The 18,672-nt window shown below is 63.9% G+C and carries 9 protein-coding genes; 4 read left to right on the forward strand and 5 right to left on the reverse strand.

Annotated elements, in window-relative coordinates:
- The first annotated feature begins 849 nt into the window (after window positions 1-849).
- Entirely contained in the window at window positions 850-2,826 is a 1,977-nt protein-coding gene (locus E0H75_RS41390; protein ID WP_165554442.1) for an NACHT domain-containing protein, read from the forward strand.
- 754 nt (window positions 2,827-3,580) lie between these two features.
- Here E0H75_RS41390 and E0H75_RS41395 read toward each other — a convergent pair.
- The 4 genes from E0H75_RS41395 to E0H75_RS41410 all read right to left on the reverse strand — a co-directional run bounded on the left by E0H75_RS41395 (window position 3,581) and on the right by E0H75_RS41410 (window position 14,056).
- Window positions 3,581-9,253 (reverse strand): RHS repeat domain-containing protein, encoded by a 5,673-nt coding sequence (locus E0H75_RS41395; protein WP_165554444.1) that lies wholly within the window; start codon window positions 9,251-9,253, stop codon window positions 3,581-3,583.
- A gap of 1,180 nt (window positions 9,254-10,433) precedes the next feature.
- Window positions 10,434-11,384 (reverse strand): AbiTii domain-containing protein, encoded by a 951-nt coding sequence (locus tag E0H75_RS41400; RefSeq protein ID WP_131519216.1) that lies wholly within the window; start codon window positions 11,382-11,384, stop codon window positions 10,434-10,436.
- A 355-nt stretch (window positions 11,385-11,739) separates the two neighbouring features.
- Complete coding sequence (locus E0H75_RS41405; protein WP_131519217.1) at window positions 11,740-12,879, reverse strand: hypothetical protein; 1,140 nt, start codon at window positions 12,877-12,879, stop codon at window positions 11,740-11,742.
- Between the two features lie 121 nt (window positions 12,880-13,000).
- Window positions 13,001-14,056, reverse strand: a complete 1,056-nt coding sequence (locus E0H75_RS41410; protein ID WP_131519218.1) for a PDDEXK family nuclease — start codon at window positions 14,054-14,056, stop codon at window positions 13,001-13,003.
- Window positions 14,057-14,362: 306 nt separating this feature from the next.
- Here E0H75_RS41410 and E0H75_RS41415 point away from each other — a divergent pair, with 306 nt between their 5' ends.
- Window positions 14,363-15,073 (forward strand): hypothetical protein, encoded by a 711-nt coding sequence (locus E0H75_RS41415; protein WP_131519219.1) that lies wholly within the window; start codon window positions 14,363-14,365, stop codon window positions 15,071-15,073.
- A 385-nt stretch (window positions 15,074-15,458) separates the two neighbouring features.
- On the opposite strand, the gene E0H75_RS41420 is transcribed toward E0H75_RS41415, so the two are convergent.
- The gene (locus E0H75_RS41420) at window positions 15,459-15,935 is read right to left on the reverse strand and encodes a hypothetical protein (protein ID WP_131519220.1); all 477 of its coding nucleotides are present in this window, start codon (window positions 15,933-15,935) and stop codon (window positions 15,459-15,461) included.
- Between the two features lie 1,758 nt (window positions 15,936-17,693).
- Between E0H75_RS41420 and E0H75_RS41425 the strand changes: the two genes are divergently transcribed.
- A complete protein-coding gene (locus E0H75_RS41425; protein ID WP_238163581.1) occupies window positions 17,694-18,476 on the forward strand; it encodes an IS630 family transposase in 783 nt (260 codons plus the stop codon).
- Complete coding sequence (locus E0H75_RS44480; RefSeq protein WP_238163582.1) at window positions 18,446-18,667, forward strand: hypothetical protein; 222 nt, start codon at window positions 18,446-18,448, stop codon at window positions 18,665-18,667. The genes E0H75_RS41425 and E0H75_RS44480 overlap by 31 nt, the downstream gene beginning before the upstream one ends.
- Window positions 18,668-18,672 lie beyond the last annotated feature (5 nt).

The following is an 18,672-nucleotide window of genomic DNA, read 5'->3' on the forward strand; positions in this document are numbered from 1 at the left end:
CGGCAAGCTCACACCCATCGAGTTTGAGATGATTCAACCGGTCGCACTCGCGGCCTGAACCACCACACCCCGCGAGTCAACTAATCCCGGGGCAGTCCCCGACGTGGATTCACTGGCGTTGGAGATCGTCCGCGGAGTCGACCAGGCGGCTGACAACATCATCGGACTCACCGAAGGCATTGCTCCCGGACCGGCTGGCACGTTGAGTGCCAAGCTCGTCGTGGGCGGCATCGCCGCAGGCGCCGCCCGGACGCTCACGTTGTGGACGTCCGATCTGGATCGGGCCGCCGGAGCGTCGGTGAGAGTCCGAACCGAGGCACGCCGCGGTTGTCGGGTTTGGAGCAACCCGCCCGATGTCGGCGCCGCAGAACCAATTTCCGTCCCCTCCAGTCTCGTCCGCCGCGACCTGCGCGCAACTCTCGCACCTACGGCGCCGGCCGTACGACGAGCAACTGCACCGCGGGCGCAGGGCTCTCTCGTTCCGGTGAAGTTCTGCGCCGCCCGAGCGGTCCCGGGAATGGCGTAACGTCTTGCCGACGCAACGCGATCTATTGCACATACTGCAAGGCGGTGTCTGCTCGCCCGCCAAGTCGACCAAGCTGGAGATGTGGCGTGAGAGCCCGGAGATGGACGCACCGATCAGCACTGGCGAGTGGACTCGGTGGCACAATCGGCTTGCTGGCTCTCACCTGGTGGCTGCTCTCGCACACCAGCCGATCGGATGGAGCAGGCGTAGCGAACGTGCTTGCTCTACCCGTGGGAGTTATGGGACTCGCGCTCACGGTCTACGGACTTAGAGCCAGGCCGCGAGTAGACGATCCTGCATACCTTCGGCAGCAGGCTCGCAACTTGGTAACCGCGATCGCCACGACTGAGGCCGGCGCTCTGGCACAGTTGTTAGGAGATACGGGTGAGCCTCGGCCAGCAGACCTGGCCTATACGAAGCCGCCTTCTCAAGCGATCCGATGGCGTTCCGACGGTGGACCTGATACGGGCTCCCTTTCGACGGTTGCAGAATACTACGGGCTTTTGAACCGTGGCAGACTGGTCGTACTAGGAGAGGCGGGCGCTGGAAAGACGGTCCTCGTCCTCCGCCTGCTACTCGACCTGGCAGCAGCAACTCTTGACAGCGGTCACGACGATTCAGCAGTAAAAGTTCCGGTTCGGCTCAGCCTACCCACCTTCAGAACCAAAGAGACAGTAAATGGTGAAGTCCGCAAGGAGCTTGACAAATGGATCATCGCGCACTTCGTTAAGATCTATAACGCCGACTCTGCGACCGCGGCTGCCTTAGTTCGCAAAGGCTGGGTAATCCCAATCCTTGACGGGCTCGATGAGATGGATCCTGAAGATGATCAAACCGGCCGATCGGGCCAGGTCCTTGCTGCCCTGAACATCGCGGTCGGGCCTAGTCTGCCTCCGGTAGTGGTGACATGCCGAACGGCTCGATATTCACAACTAGTCGACACCGGTCTTTCCGACGCCAAGCCGCTCGAAGATGCGACTGCTATAACGTTGCAGCCTCTGAGCGCCAACGAGATCGTTGACTGGATTGAGTACCGATTTCCGCACGACGCCGACCGGGCGCGATGGCGCGCAGTAACTTCCAATATACGCTCTCATCCCATTGGCCGATTGTCACGATCTCTGTCATCGCCGCTCCGGCTGTATCTGGCCGTCACGGTCTACCGGGATCCGGCGAGCCGCCCAAAAACTCTTTGCGACCTCCGGAGGCGCGATCTCGATCATCACATTCTCCGGCAACTGTTGCCTGCGGTCGTTGAGCACCGGTCCCGCCCGAATGGCGATCGGTACGCTGCGGAGGATGTGGTCCGATGGTTCCGGACCATCGCGTCGCATTTGGCTATCATGGGCCGCCAGGGGCGCTCTAGTACCGATTTCCAGATTGAGGACCTGTGGAGATCTATCGGCAATCCGCCAGGCTGGAAAATACGCATCCGTGCGGCGGTATTGGCCGTACTGATGCTCGCTCTTCCATGGGCGCTCACGGATATTCTGCTCAGTGTTCAAGCTGCCCGCCTGGATATCATTGCCGCAGTGATACTACAGAGCTTGGTAATCGCATACGGCGCGACTCTTGCCTTCTTTGCTCCTGGGCGTTTCCTTATTCGTGTTGACTTGAGTCAACTACGCACCCGGCAGACCCGGGTGCGATTGTGGCGCAATGTTAAAGAAGGGTTGCTGGCAGGCCCATTTATTTGCGCCATACTTCTCGTACCTGTCTTGTTGGCTGCAAACAAAAAGGATATGCCAAGCCTTAAGATAATGCTAGTTGAAGCATTGGCCGCCGTGGTCGTCTCGATCGTAGGCGGGGTCATAATTGGGCCAGTTTTAGGATTGATTGCTGGTCTGGCGGCAAGCATGAAAGCCATTCATGGGTCCGCCGGAACTCCGAGCGAGCCGTATCGTCAGGCGGTAAGGACCATGATCTTATTCGCCATCCCGATTGGATTCTATGTTGTTATCGTGGACATTGCTGCAAATCATTATGCCATGGCGATTGTTGACGCTCTAATAGCCGGGCCAACCCTGGGATTCGTCGCGTCCGGCGCAGTTGGCTGGTACCCCCATTATCTGCTTGCTCTAATAAACAAGAGGCGGACGAACGATCTTCCGCGCGCGCTAATGGACTTTCTCGACTGGGGGTATGCTGCGGGCCTGCTTCGCATGTCAGGGTTCGCGACGCAGTTTCGACATCGCGAGCTTCAATCGTATCTAGCCTCCGAAACCGATGAGACAGTTACCGGGCAGGCACGGGTAGTGCCTCTGACGGCAGATAGACGAGGAGGATCCCAGGATGGTTGAGCTGCATGGCGTGGGTGGTGGAGGCCAGCCGCCGAGTCTCTCTCAGCTGTGTGAAGGATCGAAGATCCGCGCGGCGGTCCAGGTCGTTGCGCTGGACCCGACCCCGGGCGGGAGCAGCGACTCGGCTGTCAGTGGCTCTGTCAATGAACCCCAGGCATTTCGGGCAGATCAGGCACTGCAGACAGGGCAGGCGCAAGAAGATCCCGACTGAGACACGCTCGCATATGACGGCCCTCGCACTTGTAAATCTGCGGTTTGCTATTAGCTCGATATTTGCGGAGCGCGGCGACGATGCTGCAATCGGGTTGCCGGACCTGTCGCTTTCCATGATTCTGTTGCCTCTACATGGCGTTGTTCGAGCAGATTCCTCATGTTGGTCTGGACGAGTCGAACCTTGGCGAGGATCTCGCCGGCGGTGGCGACCGAGGTGAACGGCACTGGATTGGTGATTTCAGTGGGTGACGTCGAACCTGCCCCCGGTGCTCCCCGACGATGGTCGCGGATCTGGTTGATCAAGGCGTTCTCGGCGGTGAAGGTGCCGCGGCGAACGGACCGCCCGGGGGTGAAGTCGAACTGAGCCCGCGGGTTCTTAGGCAGCCAGGCCCGCCCGCACAGGCAAGCGTGATCGGGAGGTGGGTGGGCAGCCTGCGGTTACGAGCTCGAAGCTTCTGTGGATCGGGATCGCCGTCACGTGACGAAGCATTCCAAGACGACCGGGACATCCTGTTGTCGCCTCCGCGAATTCCGATGGTTTTCAATAGAGGGTCGAGTCAGCCGAACCGGGCCTCACCAGGGAATCGAGACGAGCGCCGAGTCGGTATATGCCTGGATGGAAAGAGATGATCAGGGTGACGCCTGTGCCACCGGGCGGCGGGCCGCCGGCGCCACGTCTCCGCGCTGCCTCTTCCGCCGCACGCTCGGCATCAAACTGGTAACTCTGCGGCGCAGATGGCCTCGGTAACTCTGAAGGGTCGAGTGGAGTGAACGGGTGGAAGTAGGCCGACAAGAGCCGCGCAATCACAGCGATGATGCGCCCAGCGTTACCCAGGCCCGCTTCAAGGATCTCGACAGGCCCATCGATGCTGGCACCCCGGCCAGCTTCGCCGCGGTCTCGACCCTCCCCGCGCATGGCTTCGCGCGCGGATTCGTCGGGAGAGTCACCCGCTCTCCCAGGAGATAATGGCCGTCCTTCGACGAGGATTTCGTCCCCGATCAGAACGCCGTCATCTATCCACACACCCTCTATCCACCTAAGTCCCGCCGGGTCAAGCCGGTTTATCGGATCCGACTCCGTGTACGTGTACGCATTGTTGCCCTGCGGTTGGCCCAGTTGTATTGCGGTCATACCCAGCGGATCGGGTTGAAGAAAGCGCCCCAGCCTTGGGTCGTAATGTCGATTGACGGCATAATCAAGGTCAGTGATCGGGCTGCGGTCGTAGCTGGTGAATATCGGCGTTCTGGCGGGGATACGGTCGCCGTGCAGGCGCGTGCCGTAAGGAAGTGTGACAAGTTCTGCGATTTCTCCGGTCTCGGGTGTCGTGATGAGGCGGGTGCCCAGACGGCCAGGGTGGTGGTACCGGACGAGTTCCCCCGCGCCGTTTGCCGGGCGGCCGGCGGGTGAGCCCCGGATGGCGTCGACTCGCGTGTGCGTGCAGAGCAGCCTTTGGCCGAGGTAGACGAGGGCGCGGGACCAACGCGGCTGTCGGCTGGTTTGCTCGTATTCAGTGAGGACTGTCTCCGCGCGCCAGATGTAGAGGATCTGAGTGCCAGCTTGGTCGTTACGGGTGCGGATGCGTCGCCTGTCGGCAGCGTAGGTGTAGGTCTCCAGAGCGGTGCCTGCGTCGTCGGTGACGCGCACCAGGCGGCCGGGCGCATCATAGTGGCAACGCAGCCAGGCGCCGTTGGAGCGTTGCATGCGGGTGAGGTTGCCGGCCTCGTCGTACGCGTAGCCAGCGCTGGTGATCCGGTTGTCGGTCCGGGAGCGGCCATCTGGCAACGGTGTGCTGAAGCTGAGGGTGCCCTTGCCGTCTGGTGGCATGGGTGCGCCGTCGGGATCGGTGCCGGACGCGGCCACGTTGGTGCGGTTGCCGTAGCGGTCGTAGGTGTAGAGCTGGTTCCACAGCGGCGAGTCGGGGGGGCCGCCGCTCACCTGCCGCAGCCGGCCAAGCGTGTCGTATTCGTAGGTTGTGGTCCTGCGTGTGTCGAGGTTGTCAGTCAAGCGGAAGAGTTGCCCGGTGGTACCCGGCTGGCCCGGATGCTGGTAACCGTTGGACAGGTCGAGCAGCGTTTCGCCGTCGCGGAGAATCCGCTGATTGGCCGGGAGTCCGTTGGCGGGGTTGCACTCGTAGATCTCTGTTATGGGCTGCCGGCCTGCGCCGACGGTCATGCTGGCAGGGAGCCCGCATGGTGCGTAGGTGATCTCTGAGGCTTGATCCCGCCCATCTAAGGTGAGGTGCCGGACCCGGCCCGCAAGGTCGTATTCGAGTTCGACCTGTTTGCGCGGGGAGCCGTTGGTGCCGTACTGAGCGGGGTAGGTGATGCCGAGCAGGCGGTCGAGACCGTCATAGCCGTAGTCGATGGCGAAGGGCCGGCGCGGCTGATCGGGAAGAGTCACCGTCTTGGAAGCCAGCCGACCGTGGTCGTCGTACCCAAATTCTTCGACCGCGTCGTCGGTGGTGACGCGGAGCAGTCGGGCCAGGTCACCGGTGGGGACATACTCATACCGGACCGCCGAGGCGGGCTCCGGCGGGTTGGCGGGATCTGGATTCGCTGGATGACCGACGCTGGTGAGCTGATAAGTCACGCCTTGCAGCCGGCCCAGGCCATCGTCGCCGTAGTCGAAGACCACCCGAACGCCACGCGCATCCACCGACCACGCCAGACGTGTGCCGTCTGTGTAGGCAAAGACATCAGTCCACCGTGCCCCGGGCCCGCGGTACTCGCCAGCATCTGTGAGCGTGCGGCTGCGTCCGGGCACGAACTGATGGGTCAGACGCCCGAGCCCGTCATAGACGAACGAATGAATCTGATTCAGCGATGCTGGCGAGCGCTGAACGATTCCCACCACTTGGCCGAGCGCGTTGTAGATGTAGTACGTGGCCGCGGTCCCCGGCGTGAGCACTGAGCCGTCGCTGTCCGGATGGGGCTCGACCACGGCTTGCAGTTGACCAAGGGCATCGTGCGATGTCCAGCGCTGCCTGCCCCAGGCGTCCACCAAGCGGGTCGTGTACGCGCCTGCCGAGGTGGGAGGCGCGTCGTCGGGTCGCGGACGCTCGTCGTAGAAGGCCGATGTCTCGCTGCCGTCGCCTGCGCGAGTGTGGGTGACTCGGCCCAAACTGTCGCGCAACATCTCGGTGAACACGGGAACGTGGCCGTTTCGATATGGCCTGCTCTGTCTCCAGAGCCGACCGAGCGCGTCGTATTGCCTGTCGGTAATATCGACGACGTCGACCGTGAGTTCGCCCAGCTCCGGGTTCTCAAACCTCTGGATGTCGGTAAGGGTTGCCTCTCGCTTGACGAGTCCGAGGCCGTTGCGCACGGTGGTCTGCTGACCGGCGAGGGAGCCGTCAGCGGCCCGGGTGGTCTGGGTGACAGCCACTTGCTCATCGTCGTAGCCGAAAGCGGTCATCGCGGCGGTCGGCCAGATGATCAGCTGGGGGCGGAGGCTGCTGGGCTCATATGAAGCTTGCGTCGTGCGCCCGTTGGAGTCGGTGGTCGATGTGGCAAGCCCTGTCCCGAAGTCGTAGGTGGTGCTGGTCAGAATCTGGGCTGACGCCGGCGAGGCCGGGCCGTGCACCTGGCGCTCCGGGTACGCATACTGCGTCGCTATTGTGTATTCGTACGCTGAGCGCTCACAGCGGCCACTCTCGGCCGAGACGAGGTTGCCGGTGATGTCGTAGGTCCGCCGCTCGATCACCGGGTCGCGAGGCTGGAAGGGATTGGCGTACCGGCGGATCTCAGTAAGATTGCCGCGAAACTCTGTCCGAGTGTCGTATTCGGTCTGCCAGTAGCCGGCATGGTGGATCGTCCGGCACCGCTCAATACCGTGCTGGTCCTCGATGCAAATGAGCTCATCGTGGGATGGCACCCAGACCCGCGGTGCGTATGGGTTGTGGGTCTGGGCGTGACCGGCGACGCCGGGCGTATCCCGCAGCGGCTGGGAGTCGTAGACGTATTCTGTGCGGGCCGTCGGCAGCGGGTCAGTGCCGTGGAAGACCTCGACGACTGTCGGAAGTGCGAAAATGTGGCGCGCTAGATAGCCGGGGTTCTGTGCATATTCAGTCCGGGTGCGGCGCAGCACGGCGGTTCCGCCAAAATCGAGCTCGCGGATCTCCGTCACGCGGTTGTAGGGCCCGTAGTCATACTCTGTTGCGGTCATCAGGTTGCGGCCGCGTGTTGCTTCGACCCGGCTGAGCCGGGGTGATCGGTAGTCGCCCTGCTGCCAGATGTTCGTGGTGAGTTGCACGAGCTGGCCGCCGTCGTAGACTTCCTGCTGGTAGGGCAACCCATCATCAAATTGTCCCGGCCTGTTATACGCGAGGGTGACGGTTCGGGTTCCGTTCGGGTAGGTAGCCTCCACGCGGCGCGGACTGGCGTCAGGCTGGCCGGCGAACCGAGTCACCGCCGCCGGAGAATCCATGCCGTCCCAGGTCTCGGTCATCGTCGTATACGTCGGCACATCGGTCAGCGCCGGATCGGCGGCGAGTGGGTAGTTGTAGCTACGCTGCTGTGTCATGGTTCCCGGGATGATCGACCCCGCCTGCGTGAGCGAAGCGTTGTCAAACCCCATCCCACGATGGCGCGTCACCCGGGTCGCCATCCCGTAGGCGGAATAGGTCCATGGATCCCCGAACCAGTAGCCGGTCGCGTCACCCGGATAGTAGATGGCCCGCAGGACCAGCGGGTCGCGGCGGTCGCGGCGTACTATCTCGAGTCCGGCGAAGGCCGGCTCGAGCCGCATGCGAACCCAGTTCAGCCGAACCAGCGTGCGACGTGTGCCGTCCAGTCCAGGACCGGTGATGGCGGTCAGCTGGCCCAAGCCAGCGGCCTCGTAATGGAAATTGATCGTCCGGCCGAGCGTGTCCACGATCGTATCGATCTCCGGGCCGACGTTGTTCCGGTAGCCGATCGTGATGACATTGCCGCTCGCGTCAGTGACGCGCGTCGGGAACAGTACACCCCAGCTCGGGGTAACCGTGCCTATCACCGGGCGCACATGGTCGTGGCCGCGGGCGGTGTACTCGATTGTCATCCCGTCCGGATACCGCGCCTGCGCCCATTGGAATCCGCCCGAAAAATCATCGATGTGCTGATAGTCGATGAAGCTGCCATCGGTCGTGCGCCCGGTGAACTCGAGCCGGCGGTCCTGATTGCCTTCCATGCGCACCACTTCGTATGGATGGCGGGTGCCGTCCGCGTCGACCAGCATGCTGCCCTGCCGCCCAAGCCGCACGATGTGTCCGAAGCCAAGCGACCAGCCCGGCGCAGGCCAGCCCTGATCGACATCGAAGTCGATCTGATCTTCGATGCGGTTCCACAAGCGGGAGTTGTAGGTCAGATCCAGCCGCCGATCCATCCCCCGGCCCTCAAGCCTGAGAATCGGCGCCGAGAACGTGAAATTGGCACTGCCGACGGTAACCGCCTCCATCAGCTCAGCGCGCCGCAGGCCCAACCAGGGGCGGCCTTGCAGCGCGCTCGCAGACGGGCCGGATGGGCGGCCAACCCGGTTAACCGGCGCGACCGCAGACGCCGCATTACCATCGTTCCACCTCGGGCCGACCTCACCATCCTCAGCCGCCAGCGCCGTGGCCGATGGCGTGGCGCCAGGGCCGCGGACAGTCACCTCCGCCGCCCCTTCTCTCCCGCCGCCGCTCGCAGTGATCCTGTACACGCCGGGCAACCGGCCAACGAACTCCCCACCGGTGGACACGGGGACTTCCTGTCCGTCGGCATCTTGGGCCCTCCACCCCATTCGCACACCATCCACCGGAACGCCGCCGCCGTCCTGCGCCTCGGCGAGCAGCACGAGCCGAGCGCCCAGCGCCACCGTCACCTGTTCAGGCACGACCCGAAGCCTGGCGACGTCGGTCCTGATCTCCGGAGGCTCGGCCGCCTCACGCGGAAGAGCGAACGGAACAACAACTGTGACGGTGACCGGCGAATCTGGCGAATCAATTGTGATCTCCTGTTCCAGGGCATGGATCAGGTCGAGGCGTCCGTCGAGCACCTCAAATCGCAGCCGCAGGAAGTCCCCAGTCGGCGACGTCTCCGACCAACCTGCTTCCAGCGAGAATGAGCCGTCCTCGTCTGCGGTCCCGTAGCCGAGCGACAGGATCTCGTCGTCGCCACCGTACGCGTAGCCACAAACGTTGAACCCCCCAAGCGGCCCACCATCAGATTCGCTTACAAGCTGCCCAATCAGTCTCATGACCCCCCTTATCGGGCTCATCGCAATCGAGGATGTAGTTTTGATCTGAGCTGAATCCGCCGGCTTCGGAGCGATCGGGAGCTCGTCAAGGTGTTTGAGCTGGTCCGCAGCCTTGTCAACCAGCTCCCCAGGACTGGCGCGCACATATCCGCGTCGTCCTCGTCACTACCTCCACCACCGGCGGGCCGCCGCCAACAGCGTCCAAAGCCACCAGTTCCTTACCCCCAGCGCTCCCGATGCCGACACCACACCACGGCACGTTCACATCTCACATCCAGAATGGGGCAGGGAGCAACCTCTGGAAAGGGCTGACGCTAGCCCGCCCCATTTCTGGCTGATCAGCAGGTATTTCAGTCAGACGCTCGTTTATGCATTGCCGCTGCGGCCAGTGACGAGCGAGGAGAGATCCGTGAGTTATAACCATTCAGACGGCACAGGTCGGTCTGGTCAGCCTGGCGCCACTGTTAAGCGTTCGTCAATCTGGCCGCGTTCTTGGCGGTGGCGGGCTTCGCGATCTGCTTAGTCTTCGCCGGCTTGAGGCGACCGCCGCGATGGGTGCCGCGGCAGCCATCGGGTTGAGCGCTGCCGAGGCAGGACGCCGCTTGAACGGCAGCTCCTGCGCGGTGAAGACATGCAGCCAGTGCGGTAGCGCCGAGAACCCGTCACAAGGGGCCGAGGCTGCGGTGCCCCGTCGCGAAGGAGCGGTCGCCTTGACGAGCGGTCTGCTGAAGGTTTCGCAGTGCGCCTCCGTTTGAGAGGCGGTCCGCCGGCTTGACCTATACGAAGCTCGCCCAACGTGTGCTCTACTCCCATGTGCACCTTGTGCGCGCTGCCCGCGTGACCGCCTTCCTACCTGGCAGGTGACCGGCCCCACAGGTTGGCGTATCGCCGGCGCGGACCGAAACGAGGCACAGCCAAGCTGACGTACGCCGACGCATGGCGAGATGGATCGAAGTTGCCGAGTAGGACCAGCGGTCTGTCAATGGATCTGTCAATGAAGCCCAGTCATCCCATGGCAGATCTGGCAGCGGAGACAGCCTCGATGCAACGGTTTCCGCCTATAGACGGCCCCGCCCAGGCAGACCCTCGCACTTGTAAAGCGGTGGCTTGACTTCGGTGTCCGTAGGGGACCGATAACAGATCTCACGTCAGGTGCTATGAGTGCTTTGCCACTTACTCACTACCAGGGCTTCCAGCCGATCCACGCCAGTACACCGGCGATCCCGCCCACAACTGTGAAGAGAGCGACCAGCAGCCCGCGCTTCCGCAGCCTGCCCCAGAAACCCTCCGTTTCCGCCGGCACGGCGGATGGTGCGCTGTCGCGCCCAGTCACCGTTGCGTCGTTACCGTGCACGACCTGGGCTCCGACGACTGTCGAGTCCTTGCCGTTCGCCGTCTGACTACCGACCGCCGTGCTTCCTGACGCGACCGTTGCCGACTCCGCCCCCGGCGCGGCGATGTTGGTGCCGCTGTCAGTCTGCTGATGCGTGACGTACACCGTGGGATCACCTGTGAAGACGAGTTGCATCGCCTGGTCAGCCGCAGCCTTGGTCGGCGTCTCCTGGCCTTCTGGAGTGAGTACGGCCAGCTCGGCGACCAGTTCGGCGAGGGCGGTGCGCACTTTCACCAACACACCTTGCAGGGTCGACAGCGGCACGTCCCAGTAGACCATCGCTACCCGGCTGACCGCGTCGACGCCGTTCTCGTTGAGATACTCGGCCAGCACGTCACCGAACGGTGGACTCATTCGCGTCGGCTCTCCACCCTTCTCCGCTTCGGCAATCAAGGCCTCGATCTCACCGATTCCCGTACCTAGGTTCAGCCGCTCGATGTCCACCGCATCATTGATCGCCTTCGGCAACATGGACGCAGGGATGCGCTGCGTCAGCCCGTTGTAGCCGGAGCGGTTGGTGATCCGCGCGAACACGGGTACCGCCAGCTGACGGTACCGGGGGACGTCGATGCCATCGAGGTAGCCGTTGAGCTCGTGCCGAGCCCACTCGCGCATCTTCTCCGATCCAGCTTTGCCACCGAGCACGATGACGTTCTGGAGCAGCGACGACAGCGGCACCGAACTGTCCAGCACGCCAGCTTCGATCTGTGCGAGGAGGCTGTCAGCCGTGGAAGACATGGCGGCATCCTCGCAGATAGCAGCGCCGGCGAGAGGCTGACGCGATGCGCAATGCGCAATTCAGGGTCTTTGGCCCGGCGAGCTTCAGTAGTCGTCGGCCTCGATCGTCCAGTGTGGATAGTTCTTCTGCAGTGCGGCTCGTACGACGGCGAGATCCGCGGCTGAACGCCGCGCGTGGTGCGGATCGTGGTGCGAAGTGGCGTTAACTCCTGCGAGATGTGTTGCTGTGGTGCGAAGCGAACGATGGCAAAGTTGCTGGTAGAGGCCAGATGTGGCGGTGTCATTCCTCCTCGTAATGAGAAGGTCGTCGGTTCGCTTCGGAAAGGCGGTCCGGAGGCGCGTGTTCCTCGGTTCGTCAGGCCGGCAGTAACCGCACCGTGACGACGTAGCTACTTTCGGGGCCGGTCGGAGTGTCCTCGACCCACTTCAGCTGCTTGATCTGCCGGTCGTTGTGGAACAACCAGACTCCGGCCAGTGCCCCGAGGTGGTCCACGGACACTCCGCGGCACGATTTGTCCTCCAGCACATCACCGATTCCGCCCAAATAGTTCGTGGCGTCCCATCCCTCGATCCCGGCCGCCAGCCGCATGCGCACCTCCAGCGCGACCCGGCGGCCGGCCTCGATCGGGGTGAACTGGGGCTCAGCGGTCAACGCAACCTCGGCTGCGGCCAGCAGGGCACGAACCCGTGGGGCGTGCTCGTGGCTGGCGGACAGCAACGACGTCGCGGTGTTCTTAGCGGGTGGTAGCCCCGCCACCGTGAAGCGGAGTACTGGAGTCGGTGTCGCTGGCATGGGCCGCCCCGGCTGCTGGACCTGGCCGAGCGGGCGGCTGGTGCCGGAGGCGAGTTCGGCCTTGCAGTAGCCAATCACGCCGTTGTCCAGCAGCTTCGCCAGACCGGTCCGCCACGGCTGACCGGTTAGTTCGGCGTCTAGGTCGACCTGTGTTGCAACGTCACGGTAGGCGCGGAACAGGCGCAGGAAGGTGGCCCGCTGCTGGTGGCCTTGCCATTCTGGAGCGTGAAGTGAGAAGAACCTTCCGATCCACTCGCGGTCTATTGGAGGAACCAGGTCCGGCAACAGATGATGGAGCGTCTTGGTGCCGGCGACGATTTTCGCGTCATTGGCGACCACCCCGAGCCCGTCGATGAGCCGCCATAGCTGCTCGTCGAGGTCCGTCGGCAGAGTCTGTTGGTCGATTCTGAGCCCATCGAGGACCGCGAGCAGCGGCGCCGCCGCCGTGAGCGCGGCAGCGAACTCGGATTCCTCAGCGAGCCGGGAGGCGCGAACACCGAGTCCCCAAGCGAGGAGGGTTCCCCGCAACACTCGAGCGAACTCGGGGTCGCGGGCTGCGTCGGCCGCTGACCCGGCGGCGTGCCGGGCCTGCAAGGCAGCGCGATGAGCGGACAACTGAACACCGCTGAATGGAACCGTGCCGTCGTAGACAGCGAGGTAGCGATCGAACCCGGCGACAAGCGCCCGGATACGGTCGGTCATTACGTCCTTGCGCGTCACGCGTTTCACCTCCACGCCGCCTGGGCGGCCCAGGCTGCTGCGATGTCTCACTTGGCCCGTACGCAGAGATTCTCGACGATCGCTTGCGAGGGAGGAATGACTCTTACTCGGACGCTGCTTCATATCCATAGCCAGTAGTGGGTGCGAGCGATACCAACGCATCCAGCGTGGGCAGTGTGTTTGTTCCCCACATCTTGCTCAGCACCCATGTCCGAGTGTCGTCAGGAATTGGTTCGTCGAGGAACCAGCGACGCTCATTTCCTCGTGCACGAGCGTGTGTCTTGACGAACGCGTCGACGAGGTCTGATCCTGCAAGGCTGCCGTCGACTGCCAGGAACCTGCGGCCCGGGATGACCGCCTCGATTTCCTCCGACGGCACGCCAGCCATGCGAAGCGCCTGAACCAGGGCGAGTACGGCGCGTCGCTTGCGAAGCGGTTGAGAGTCACCCGTCGGCGTCTTGATGATGTATTGCGTCCAGTCGGCGCCACTGCTGCTGGCGGCAGCGCGAACCGCCGACTCTCGCTCGCGCAGCCGAACCATGAGCTCCTCAGCCTCTGGCAGTGGGATCACTTGCTGAACGTCCAGCAGAAGGCGGTCATCGACCCGATATGGAGTTAGTCGGATGCATGTGATGTCGAGCCCATAGATGTCATTCAGCCACAGCACCGTCGTCGTGATCTGCGGATCGAAACCACCGGAGACGAGCATGATTCGGACACGTCGCTCGAGGATCGCATCCTCGCCGCCTACGTCCTCCAAGAACTCGGCGAGGCGCTGCCGCGCCTCCTTGGCCTGATCGGGAGCAGTTTGGCGCAGATGGCGCTCGTATGTGTTGGCCAACTGGTCGAACGTCATCGTGGAGACCATCGCGGCGTACCGGAGAGCTTGGAGCTCCATATGGCCGCCGTCTTCCGTGCGCTTCAGCTCCACGACGACCAACTGTCCACCGTGGTCGACGCATAGCAAATCAATCCGCCGACGCACGTCCGCGAAGTCGCCGAACTCCTCGGCAACCACGAGCAGATCTGGATCCAGGAGTTCAATCCGGTCGCGCAACGCACGTTGTAAGTCAGCTCGCTCCAGCACCATCTCAGCAGCGAAGTTGGTCGACGGAACCACCGCTAGCTCGCCGTCACTGGTCAGTTCAAACAGCGCCATAGAACGAGTGTGCCGCATGTCGTGGCTCCGTGTTCCTCGGTGCCGCGGGGGTCGGGGTCGGCAACCGCCGGACAACGGGGCTGAGCCCTGACCCGCGAGCGTCGGGCGCCATCTGCGGGATCTGCGGAACCTCGGAGGTCGCGCCCGCCGCGGATTCTCGAGGCCCGCCGTCGCCGTGAGGGCGGCGTATCACCGGCGCCGCGGAAGCCAGATCAAGCGGGTCGCCTGACGCGGGTGAATCGGCCCCACGTTTGTCAGGGCGAGCGTCTACCATCGCCGGAGGTCTAACAAGCGACGGGTGGTTACATGGCTGTGCAGCAGTTTGCACTCGGGGCGCTTCCCGCAGCGCCCACTGGCAGGTGCCCCGAGGTCCGGAGGGCTCGCAAGTACCTGGAGGCCACGCACGAGAGCGTCAGTGGACTCCTCGACTCGTTCAACGTCGTGCATGAGAAGACAGTCACAAGTCGCGCGAACGCGCAAGGCCGCCTCGGCCGCGATGAACTCGATCTGCTGCGGGCGGCCCTCGTATTCACTTCGAGCGGGCTAGACGCGTCCTGTCACACGCTGGTCGGCGAATGCCTCCGGGTTCTCGTCGACCGCCCTGGGTCCACGGCGGCCAAGAAGTTCGACCTTTATCTGGACGAGGAGAGCGCCAGGCGCGCCGATGAGTTCCGGGCGGCGCTCAAGGATCCCAATCCGCGAGCGAAGTTCATCGACCTCTACGCCGAGGCAAAGACCAAGGCGAGCTACCAGGGGACCGACGATCTGAAGGACCGTGTCAAGGACCTCTTGGGCATTCCGAACAAGACGGTCGACACGAAGCGGATAGCCAGCCTCAGCGGGTTCTTCGTCGCGCGTAACGACATCGTGCATCGCCTGGACTACGTCGATCCGCGAAGCACGTCTGTGAAACGGCACCACCGCTCACCCGGCGACGTCGTTGCGGAGTGCGACCTAGTTCTCGGGCTGGTGGCCGACCTGATCGGTGGGGCGGCCGAAGTCGTGCGCGGCAAGTAGCCCCGGCGTCGCCAGCACGCCCGCGCAGCAGATGATCGAGGACCCGACCGCGATCGACCGGAGTATCGGGCGTTGGGAATCGATCATGACGACCAACGGAGCGTCCGTTTTGAACGGTTGCTCCTATCGGCCAGACCAGCGCTCGGAACGATCGACTCTGAACGCTTCGTCGCCTTCCAGCCTCTCCTTACCAGTACGCTTCCCGCTGGCTCAGCGGGACTTTGACGTTGGTCGGAGCTAACTCGCGGTCGTTTGGCTCAGGCCACCAGGTCGGACGCGACGATTGGTGTGTCGGGCCTACCGGGTAGCGAGCAGCTCAGGCGCCATCGCATTGTTCCGTTCGTTGCCGCCGCTGCTTCGCAGGCGGCATGGGCCTCGCTGGGATTCAGACGTCCCTCGTCTCCAGCGCCGTGCCCCTCATCTCCACACGCGGCGCGTCAATCGCTTGGCTGTACTCAGCGTCGACTATGGCCTGGGCTCGCCGGAGCGCTTCGGTGGCTTCCTGCGATGTGCTCTCGAACCGGATGAAGGCGGTGTCGGCTTGAACGACGCGGGCCTTCTTTGCCCGGCGCAGCCACCAGACCACCGTGCCGATGAGCGCCACACCGGTGACGGCGATGACTACAGGCCAGACGAGCGTGGACGCGGCCACTGCACCGGCTCCGGCAGCGCCGGCACCTCCAGCGCCGACAACAACGCTCGCGGTGGCAGTCCCCCCAACCTCAGCCAGCGTTGCGACGCCCACGATTTGACCGCCCATAACCAAGGTGGTGGTTGCGCCGGCCGCGGTGGACATGAGAGAGATCTCTCCAGCGGCGAAGGCGGCGAGAAACCTCGCCGGAATGATGAGCTCGTAGGCCATAGGAATCTCCTCTCTTCACCCGTCCGAGCCCGCGGCTCGACTCCCCGGACGAAACCAGTCCAGCGTACGGGTCGGGACAGACAACCGCCGGACAATGGTGCTGAGGCGATCGATTGGCGGACTACGCGGGCGGCTGTGTCCGCGCGAGGAGCTACTCTGATTCACTTGCTTTGGCTTGCGGCGGCCAAGGTGCTGATCGACCACCTGTACTCGCTCGCCCACGAGTGGGGATATGGGCGCCGCGCGGGTGCCCGCTCCAGGACGCGTCGACTTCGCTAACGACGAGGCAGCGAAACTCGCACCTTCACTGGATTGCTTGCTGCCGGCCGTGACACGGTTCGTGACGCGAAGTGGAGTCAAATAGCGCGGCCGCTGCCTTCCACCGGGGTCCGTGGAGTCAGGTCTGACGCCTAGAGATGCCAGAGTCGACGCAGACGGGCAGCCTTTTAATCCGCAGCACCGTGGTTCGATGTCTTGCTCGTCGACCCGTCGCGAGGGTGCGTGTCAGGCCGGGGCCGCATGTTCGCCACGACCGGGACCGGCCGCTGTCCGCAGGATGCTTGCCGCCTCAAGCGGTTGATTGGATTGATCGACTGACCCAATACCGTTGTGGCCTAGGGTCTTGCTCGCGGGCTACGACCAGCTGTTGGTGGCAGCCCGGTTGAGCGGATCCGCTGCACCACGCGCGCCACGTCGGCCCTCAACGACCGGGCACGTCGAGCAAGTAGCTACAACTCCCGCGGCAGGGCTCCGGTCCGGCGAGGCGTGACGTGTGCGTGGGCAGCCTCCCACGGATCAGAAGGTTGCCTGGTGCCACGGCCGAGGCGCTGGTGGGCTTGATTTCGCGCCCGGAGCGATCGCTTCGCTGGGAGTGCGAGATGTCCTCTGGCTGGACTTCGGCGGATCTTCAGTCGAGCCCCGGCAGGTTCGCTGCAAGACCCGCCGCTGGGGATGCATCTGGGGATGAACTCGGGGCTGGTAGAGGCAACCAGAGTAGTCTCTGAGCGCAGCAGAGTTGCCCAAGGATGGCTCAGCTAAGCGGAGTTCGGGCGGTCCAACGGCTTCCTAAACCATGTGCCGCAGGTTCGAATCCTGCCGGGGGCACCCACCAAACGTGCAGGTCAGGGGCTGATTGGGCGCAGAGTAGCCCATGAAGGACCGGCGACCGTGGGGCCAAACGTGGGGCCGAAGTCGTGGCGACTCGTGTTGCCTGCAGTGGACGCAGCTCGAGGTCGCTCCTTCCTTGTCCGTGGTGGCGGATAGCTTGGAGAGGTGGAGTGACCTTTGGACCCGGGCCGACTGGGAGGTCGTACGCCAGCTCGTGTCCTCGAAAACGACGTCGGCCGCGCGTCCGGCCGGCGTAGAGGCGGTGGTTGTGGATCCCCTCATCGATCGAGTCCCGGGTCTACGCCGGGAACTCGATTGATGGGTTGGACCCAGTGCGTCTGAACGACACGTTCACTGTGGCTGCAACCGGTTCCACCGTGCGAATGGTTTAGGGGTGATGCGGAAGGCGTGCCAGCGCCTGCCACAGCTGTTCGAGCCTGGAGGCGGCTAGTGCCTCTCCCAGAAACGTTGGGGTCGTAACCGTGTCGGGTTAACCGGTCTGGTGGTGGTCTGAAGGCTGGCTGTCGGAGGTGGTGATGGCTCGGCAGCCTGAGGTGTTCGTGTGGTCGTTGGAACCCGAGGAAGCGCAGCGTCTGGTCCGGATCGCGCGGACCACGAAGGATCGGGTGCGGTTACGCAGGGCGGGGATTTGTGCTGGCGTCGGCGCAGGGTCGCAGTGCCGCGGACGCGGCGGGCATGTTCGCGATGAAGCCGCAGTACGCGCGGGAGGTGATCCACGCGTTCAACGAACAGGGGTTCGCGGCGTTGGACCCAAAATGGAGCGGGGGCCGGCCGGCGAGGTTCGGTCCCCCGGTGCGTGAAACGGTCTGCCGGGTCGCCAAGACCCCACCGCAGCAGCTTGGCCGCCCGTTCACCACGTGGAGCCTGTCGAAGCTGGTCGAGTACCTCGCGGAGTACAAGCACATCGCGATCAGTACCGAGTCCGTCCGCCAGATCCTGCACCAGGCTGGCATCAGGTGGCAGGCGACCAAGACGTGGAAAGCCAGCAAGGACCCGGATTTCGCCGCGAAGATGGCTCGGGTCCTGGATCTGTACGATCACCCGCCGGGCGACGGGAGGGTGATCTGCGTCGACGAGTTCGGCCCGCTGAACTTGCAGCCCCGCCCGGCCAGAGGCTGGTTTCCCACCGGACGCCCGGCGCGGTTGCGGGCCACGTTCAACCGCACCGGCGGCATCCGGCACATGTTCGCCGCGCTGGATCTGGCCACCGGGCAGATGTTCTACCGGTTCCGCGGCCGCAAGCGCTGGACCGAGTTCCTCGGCTTCCTCAAGCAGCTCCGAGCCCGGTTCCCAGCGGGCAAGCTCTACGTCGTGTGCGACAACTTCAGTCCGCACAAGAAGAGCGAGGTCGTCACTGGTGCGATCTCAACGGGATCGAGTTGGTGTTCACCCCGAGCAACGCGTCCTGGCTGAACTGGATCGAGTGCGAGTTCACCGCGCTGCGGTACTTCACCCTCGACGGCAGCGACTACCCCAGCCACAACGCACAGGAGGACGCGATCGCCAGCTATGTCCGCTGGCGCAACAAACGCGCCCGACCCAAACGATACTTCGCCATCGACTCCAAGATCCGCCGACCCGATTACCTACCCAACGTTGCTTGACGAGG

The organism is Kribbella capetownensis, assembly GCF_004331485.1.
Taxonomy (GTDB): Bacteria; Actinomycetota; Actinomycetes; order Propionibacteriales; family Kribbellaceae; genus Kribbella; species Kribbella capetownensis.

Coding starts and splice junctions, on each gene's coding strand:
- E0H75_RS41395 (WP_165554444.1), bottom strand. CDS start 9,253: ATGAGACTGATTGGGCAGCTTGTAAGCGAATCTGATGGTGGGCCGCTT.
- E0H75_RS41400 (WP_131519216.1), bottom strand. CDS start 11,384: ATGTCTTCCACGGCTGACAGCCTCCTCGCACAGATCGAAGCTGGCGTG.
- E0H75_RS41405 (WP_131519217.1), bottom strand. CDS start 12,879: ATGACCGACCGTATCCGGGCGCTTGTCGCCGGGTTCGATCGCTACCTC.
- E0H75_RS41410 (WP_131519218.1), bottom strand. CDS start 14,056: ATGGCGCTGTTTGAACTGACCAGTGACGGCGAGCTAGCGGTGGTTCCG.
- E0H75_RS41415 (WP_131519219.1), top strand. CDS start 14,363: ATGGCTGTGCAGCAGTTTGCACTCGGGGCGCTTCCCGCAGCGCCCACT.
- E0H75_RS41420 (WP_131519220.1), bottom strand. CDS start 15,935: ATGGCCTACGAGCTCATCATTCCGGCGAGGTTTCTCGCCGCCTTCGCC.